We start from the raw sequence: 6,030 nt of genomic DNA on the forward strand, positions 1-6,030 counted from the left end.
TGAGAGGTCCCAATCGTCAGACAGCCGCGCCCATTCCCAAATGCACAGGGGTCAGATCAATGCAAAACGCCTGCCACAGGCTCCAATGCCGCGCGAGCGGCTTCGTCCTTGCTGCGCTGAGAAGCCATTCGAGACGACGGGACCGCGTGGCGACGTCCGCTTTAGGGCCTGGACGACCGCTTCTCCCAGCACCTGCCATTCGGCACTGATGCCTCCGATGTCTCAGATGCGGACAAAACTGCCATCGGACATCAAGTGGTCAGTGAGCGCTCCCGGCCCAAAGCAGCCTTTCAATGTTAGTTGACAGATGGCTGCTTGGATTCACCTAGATGGTCTCTGAAGTTGGCGTCATTTAGATTTGGATTGTAATTTTGTTCTGAATTTTTCAATCTGAACGCACATCCTGAATTCGTGCTGATCTAAGGCTTGGTATGTCCCCAACAATAACTGTGTTCGGCTCCTATTTTCCGGCCTGGGCTGCTTGTCTGATGGTGGGAATTGGATGTGCCGTTATTGCGCACGGAGTGTTCAAGGCTTTCAATTTTCTTCCTGCCCTGCCGTTTCCAGCGCTTGTTTATTCGTTCACCGTTCTGCTTGGGGCCAACGTCTTCTGGCTCGTGATGTTTCTCTGATGACGTTCCCGACTGAACCCCTGGATCCTCGAAAACGGTACCTTGGCTGGGCGGTTTTTGCAGGGATCGTTGTTTCAGCGCTTGCCTCCACTTGGGCTGTGCTGGCTAACCTGTCAGACAAGCCACGTTCGACAGACGCGTTCATTGCTGCCGAAGTCGCGAATATTTCGGCTGTCGTGCCAGGCCAAATCAGCGCGGTTCATGTTGGGGAAAACGACCTGGTCGCCGAGGGTGATTTGCTGTTTGAAATTGACCCTTCGAACTATCAGCTTGAGAAGGCTCAGGCCGAAGCAAACGTGGCTGCGATTCAAGCGGCAATTCGCGAAGCGGAACGAGCAATAAAGGCAGAGAGCGCAAACGCGATTTCAGCCGCAGCTGAAATTGAACGTGCCACGCAAAATCTGAGCCTCGCTCAGGCAACGGTCGAGCGTCTCCGCCCATTGGTTGAACAGGGCATTGCTTCGCAGCAATCGTTGGACGAAGCGGAAACTGCTGCGGCGGATGCAGCGGTTTCCTTGCAGGTTGCAACGCAAACCGCAAAGGCCGCCGACGAACTGGTGAAGACAACCGACGTTCTCAACGCCAACCTTGCCGCTGCCCAGGCGGCGCTGGCAATTTCCGAACACATGCTGTCCCGTACGCAGATATTTGCGCCTTTCGACGGTAAGGCGGTCGGCGTTTCAATTGTCGCCGGTGAATGGGTCTTGCCAGATGCCCCCGTGCTAAGCCTGATCAATGACGCCAGCTGGTATGCCGAAGCGTTTTTCAAAGAAACGGAGCTGGCTGAGATCCGACACGGAATACCGGCCACAATCTGGATTCTGTCGAACCCGGATCAGCCGATCGCTGGCACGGTCCGTTCCGTGGGTTGGGGCGTTCAAACCCAGGATGCTTTGGAACTGGGCAGCCTTTTGCCTTTCGTGCCGCCGACAACAGATTGGGTGCGTCTGGCCAAAAGATATCCGGTTCACATTGAGCTGGAAGCTCCATTTCCGGACTTCCTGAGGGTAGGAGCCAGCGCGACCATTTCGCTGGGTACCCCTTGAAACAGCTGCATTCGTTTTTGGTATTCTCCGATCTGTGGCCTTTTGACGTAAAGGACAGAGCTTTCAAAGCTCTGGTTCTGGCCTCTGTCGTCGGGCTGACAATCGTGTTTTCCAAGCATCTGAGCCTGCCGGAAACCGCCTTGTCCGCCTATTTGGTACTGTTTGCGGTGAGGCCGGGTGCTTTGGAGACGATCGGGATCGCAATCGCGCTCATCTTCGCTGCATTATTTGCAGTAGCATTGCTGACTCTGGCAATTATGGCGACGTCAGGCCAGCCTGCGTTGAGAATTCCTCTTATGCTTGTGGCGGCATTTGGCTGCTTTTATCTGGCGAGCGGAAGCAGCGAAGGGGCAGTCGTCACCACCGCCGGCATGATCATTTTCGAAGTACTGAGCTCGCTGGACGTGATCCCTTTTCCCGATCTAGTTTTACGAGGCATGTTCTGGCTGATAGCCGTTGTGATGTTGCCAATGGGGTTGCTCATTGTATCGCAGCTTTTACTAGGAAGACTGCCCTTGAGCTTCGTTCGAAATGAACTTGGCCTGCGTCAGCAAGTTCTCGATGCCCGGGTCGCAAGTAATCCGTCGAACAAAAGACGTGTACGGTCATTTTTTCTTGCCAGCCCCAGAAGTCTTACCAAGCCTTTGCAACAAATTCGCAATAGCGGGTTCCTGCCATCTTCCTTTCCACAGTGGCAAGCCCTTGCGGATGGAACGGCACGGAATCTGGCTCTTTCTTTGCAGAACGTGCTGCCGCATCCCATCGAGATGCCCGTTGGCGGCAAGTCCCCGCGAGTGAACGCACGGAGTACGAACGACGAGAAGACACCTTTCAGTCCTGACATACGGTTTGCATTGGTCGCAACCTTGGCGGTGGGGATCAGCTACATAGTGTTCCTGCTACTGAAGTGGCCAGAAATACACACCATCACGATTACAACTTTCCTGATTTCTATTTCGACCAAGCACGAGACCTACTATAAAGCCGGCTTGAGGATGGCCGGCTTTTTCGCAGGCGCGTTGATCACAATTTCAACACTTTTTTGGGTCATTCCGGAAATCGAAAACGCCTCGCAACTTGGACTAGTTTGCTCAGTGGTTCTTTTTCCCGCTGCGTGGATCGCTCTTTCCAACGAAGTCGTGTCGTACATGGGTTTGCAGATCGCTCTCGTGTTCCTCCTGACAGTTGTGAACTCTCCAGGGCCAGAGATTGATTTGGCAATTGCTTGGGGACGGTTTTGCGGCATACTCTTGGGGACGCTGATCGTCACAGTTGCTTTCCAGACCTTTCTTACCGATAGGCCAGAGGCCCGTATCGGAAAACAACTCTTGACCCTGAGAAGACGAAATGCAGCGCGAACGTGCGACCAAGGGGGCGATGGGGAAGAAATGCTGGAATTGACAGATCAGGTGGCCGCGTTGCGCCGACAGGTTTTTATTGCGAGAAAAGATCCCACGCTGCCACCCAGCTCGAAGCTTGCGCTGGATGCACTCTGGATCAATACGAACCGGCTTTTTGTGGAGATCGTAAACAGAACGCGCCCGCTCAATCAAAAAGCGCAGAACACGCCACCGAACTCCAGAGGCGGAGCTTCATGAAGAAAACCGGTGTATGCGTACTCTTCCTGCTTTTATTGGGATGCGAAGAGGCGCCCCAAGGGCGCAGCTTGGTTGCGTCCTCAACCCCGATTGTGGATTCACCAGAAACCAGACAGGCTGATGCAGACTTGTCTGCAGAAATCGCTCTGGATACAAGCACACTGCCGGGCGTGTCTACCGGCAAGGTCTACACGTTGCCGCAGCTGATAGACATCGCCCAAAGCAGAAACCCGGTCACTCGCAAAACCTGGCTTGCCGCACGCCAAGCAGGCCAAAACGTTTCAGCTGTTCGTGCAGCCACGCTGCCATTGGTGACTGCATCAGTTATTGCCGGAGGTCAGCGTTTCAACACTGATGTAAATCCGGCTCTCCTGCCCCCTTCAACGGTTTCGACAGACGTTAGCGGCGTGGCGGCCGTGGTCGGCGTATCCTGGCTGCTTTTTGATTTCGGTGAGAACATCTCACGGCAGCAGGCCGCCGATCAGCTGGCAAGAGTGGCCGAACTCCAGTTTAACAGAGCGCATCTGCAACTTATTTTCGACGTATCTTCCCACTACCACCGTCTCGATGCTGCTCAAAAAAAGAACGTGGCGGCCACAGCCGCGACCCAACGTGCGGAACAGCTTCTCGAAGCAGCCAACAAACGGAAGGACTCAGGTCTTGGAAATGACGTTGAAGTGGCTCAGGCAGAACAACTCTTGGCCCAAACCAGGGTGGTTCAATCGCAGGTCGCAGGCGAAGTTGGTGCCGCCCTGGTGTTGCTCGCCTCGGCTTTGAATTTATCACCCAATTCTGTTGTTCGGATCAGGCCGACAACCGGGCAACTTCCGTCCCCCAAAAGTAAGACTTTGGAGACTTATGTCCAAAGCGCCATGAAATCACACCCGGAGGTGCTAGCTGCTCTGGCTGAAGTGCGGGCGGCGCAATTTGATTTGGACGCAACCGCTGCTTCCTACCTTCCAAAAATTTATGTGGGCGCGAATGTGTTGGCAGGGAACAGTGGCCTGAGCATTAATGGATTTGAACCTGGAGGTATTGGCACAACCTCAAGTTCGGGAGTGTTCTTAGGAGTAACTACTCCAGTTTTCGATGGAGGGCTGAAGGAGACGCGTCTAAACAACGCGAATGGTCGGGTAAGCTCCGCGAAAGTTGGGGTCGAGATCGCGCGCTCAGTAACCAGTAGAGAAGTTGGCTTGGCATATCAGGCACTAAAGACCTCGCTGGCCGTGCACCTTGCAGCGCAGGATCTTGTGACCTCAGCAAAACGCACTGCAGACGCGGCAGAAAGTGCCTACGCCGCAGGCATTGGCACTATTTCAGACGCTTCTGTGGCCGCCTTGAATGAGTTTATCGCCATTGAAGCGCTGGCGGACGCACGAGCCGCAGTTTACAGTTCATCCGCAGCCTTGGCTTTAGCGACCGGAACGTATGGAAACTAGACGTTCATTCCATAGATTTTTGAACCGCAGTGACGCGACTATAAAGTAGAGCGAGAGAACAAGCGCGCCCGACCCATTGTCGGCGAGGGTTTCTGAGCAAAATCGGAGGAGAGAAGGATCGACTGGCAGTAGTGGACTGAAACCGAATTGAAGCCGCCATTGAAACTTGTTGCAGCGTTGGTTTGAATGGGCTCAACTCAGTCATTTGAGCGTTATCCTCAGATGGCTGATTGGACGCGTAGAGCTGACGTTCAGGGCGGAAATTTTGAAACTTCGACCAAGGAAGACTGCTTTTCATTTAAGCAGACGTTAGCCAAAATCGAGGCTATGACCGGGTCGCGGACGAATCTGCCGTTTGCACCAGTGCGGCACCATCAAATTTTTTGATGGAACGTTTAACGGACAAAAGCGTCCCCTTATTGGGGACGCTCGTTGCGGTGCCAGCTAAATTCTGAGTTGATACACATCAAAGACGCTTCTGGCCTAAGATCATTAAATCATTGGCAGTTCACTTCACTTTTGAGCCAAATAACAGTGGCTGTGAATGAAAGGGGGATTATGTCTTTTGATTTTGCCAGCAAAGTAACAGGGGTGGCAATGTGCATACTCCTAGCCGGCTGTGCTCAGCCAGCGCAAAAAACGGCCATGGTTCCGGGTTCAATTGCACCAACACCAAGTTCGGCGAAATACCACAGTTCAGTCGGAAAGGTGACTGGATATGGTGGGGAAGAAACCAACCCCATGTGGACATCGGAAATATCAAAAGAAGATTTTCAGGCGGCTTTAGAAACTTCTCTTCGTCAAGCTGGAATTTACTCTACTTCAGGCCAGTACACGCTACGTGCTGATATTCTTAGTGTCGAACAACCGCTTGTTGGCTTCGATTTGAAGGTCGCAATGACCGTCCGATACAACATTATTGATACTAATAGCAGGATACTTTTCGACAGAACTATAAAGTCGGAGTACACGGCAGATTTGTCGGAGGCATTTGTTGGCGTTGAAAGGTTGCAAAAAGCTAACGAAGGTGCCGCAAGAGCGAACATTCATTTACTACTAAAGGCATTGGGTTCTACCTCATCCGGTGGACAAATAGGTGCAGTCTCCTGAAGGCTGAGCAGCCTGATCTGACTGGGCCCATTTTTTTGTTCCTTTTGTCCAAAAAGGACGTTGGTTGAAGGTCGGTTGAATGACCGGTCTGCGGGTGAGCAGCCTCATCTGACTGGTCCGATTTGATTGTTAGTGCATCATCGGCCTGTGATCCATCGGGATGATGGTTTCAGGTGCTGGCGGGCGATAGCCCAGTGCACTGTGG

Annotated in this window: 5 protein-coding genes; all 5 read left to right on the forward strand. The window is 53.0% G+C overall.

Going from position 1 to position 6,030, the window contains the following annotated elements; genetic code table 11:
- Positions 1 to 431 precede the first annotated feature (431 nt).
- The 5 genes from AC2FNC_RS19710 to AC2FNC_RS19730 all read left to right on the forward strand — a co-directional run bounded on the left by AC2FNC_RS19710 (position 432) and on the right by AC2FNC_RS19730 (position 5,825).
- Complete coding sequence (locus AC2FNC_RS19710; protein ID WP_496716402.1) at positions 432 to 632, forward strand: YtcA family lipoprotein; 201 nt, start codon at positions 432 to 434, stop codon at positions 630 to 632.
- A complete protein-coding gene (locus tag AC2FNC_RS19715) occupies positions 632 to 1,678 on the forward strand; it encodes an HlyD family secretion protein (protein ID WP_496716403.1) in 1,047 nt (348 codons plus the stop codon). The genes AC2FNC_RS19710 and AC2FNC_RS19715 overlap by 1 nt, the downstream gene beginning before the upstream one ends.
- Entirely contained in the window at positions 1,675 to 3,276 is a 1,602-nt protein-coding gene (locus tag AC2FNC_RS19720) for an FUSC family protein (RefSeq protein WP_496716405.1), read from the forward strand. Before AC2FNC_RS19715 ends, AC2FNC_RS19720 begins: the two co-directional genes overlap by 4 nt.
- Complete coding sequence (locus tag AC2FNC_RS19725; RefSeq protein ID WP_496716406.1) at positions 3,273 to 4,715, forward strand: TolC family protein; 1,443 nt, start codon at positions 3,273 to 3,275, stop codon at positions 4,713 to 4,715. Before AC2FNC_RS19720 ends, AC2FNC_RS19725 begins: the two co-directional genes overlap by 4 nt.
- Positions 4,716 to 5,273: 558 nt before the next feature.
- Positions 5,274 to 5,825 (forward strand): hypothetical protein, encoded by a 552-nt coding sequence (locus AC2FNC_RS19730; RefSeq protein ID WP_480608323.1) that lies wholly within the window; start codon positions 5,274 to 5,276, stop codon positions 5,823 to 5,825.
- Positions 5,826 to 6,030 lie beyond the last annotated feature (205 nt).

The organism is Ruegeria sp. BHSA123 (assembly GCF_059613425.1).

Coding starts and splice junctions, on each gene's coding strand:
- AC2FNC_RS19710 (WP_496716402.1), top strand. CDS start 432: ATGTCCCCAACAATAACTGTGTTCGGCTCCTATTTTCCGGCCTGGGCT.
- AC2FNC_RS19715 (WP_496716403.1), top strand. CDS start 632: ATGACGTTCCCGACTGAACCCCTGGATCCTCGAAAACGGTACCTTGGC.
- AC2FNC_RS19725 (WP_496716406.1), top strand. CDS start 3,273: ATGAAGAAAACCGGTGTATGCGTACTCTTCCTGCTTTTATTGGGATGC.
- AC2FNC_RS19730 (WP_480608323.1), top strand. CDS start 5,274: ATGTCTTTTGATTTTGCCAGCAAAGTAACAGGGGTGGCAATGTGCATA.